Annotated in this window: 1 pseudogene; it reads right to left on the bottom strand. The window is 45.0% G+C overall.

Annotated elements, in window-relative coordinates:
* Positions 1-849: pseudogene (locus EHQ17_RS19660) on the bottom strand (hypothetical protein); the annotation flags it as partial.
* Positions 850-900: the final 51 nt, after the last annotated feature.

The following is a 900-nucleotide window of genomic DNA, read 5'->3' as shown; positions in this document are numbered from 1 at the left end:
CATATAACCCAAGTCAGCCTGATTTCCGTTCGCATGGTGATCAGGATTTGGCCCTGGATCGTATCCACCCGTTTTGTAACCCAAGTCGTTAATCGGGACTGGATCCGTAGGATTAGTCTTTTTCCACTCAGCGATTGTCTTCGCCAATGTATCGACTAATTCGAATTGACCGTATTTGTGCTCCCAAGCGTTACCTTGACTGGCTGTGTTGTAAAAGCCTTCACCGTCCAATCTAAATCTATACTTCAGCTTATCACCGTCCATATGACGATAATACTCATGTAAACCAAAACGATTGATCGATTCGGCAAGATCCTTTAACATCGAAGGTGATACGTTATATCCTAAATCCATCGCTTGTTTTATCGCCGCTACCTTAGCCAACGAAGTCATATCATCCGTTGACATATTATGATTTTCAAATTGCTTTTTCGAGTTCCGGTAAGCATTGCTTATCAAATCAGAATCCGTTCCCCAACCCGCTCCACTCAAGCCGTTATACAAATATTGTCCCATCTTTTGTAAAAAGTTGGCGTCCTTAAGACCAGGAACATTCGATAGGTCATAGTCCGATACATTCTTTGACCCGCTCACCAACCTTCCGTCAAAAGCAACAATTCCATTCGCATTTGCTAATAAAACATCATCCCCACCAAACACACCGTTCCACACGCTCTTCACACCACGACCAATACCACTCACCATAGCCCCTACACCGTTAAAGATGTAGTTCAACAAATTGTTCTGAGCGTCTTGTTGCGAAGGTTCACCTGGCGTAGAAGGTCGAGTGCCGTCGCCGAAGTTGTAACTCACTCCGCTCGACAAACCGCTGTGGTCGTTGTAGCTCAAACTGCCCATCACCTTCGAAAAGTTCTTCGTCCCAGGAACCAAAATCGATGC

The sequence above is a fragment of the Leptospira gomenensis genome (assembly GCF_004770155.1).
Lineage (GTDB): Bacteria > Spirochaetota > Leptospiria > Leptospirales > Leptospiraceae > Leptospira > Leptospira gomenensis.
The sequence above is the reverse complement of the archived record's forward strand: the minus strand, read 5'-3'. Positions and strand labels throughout refer to the sequence as shown.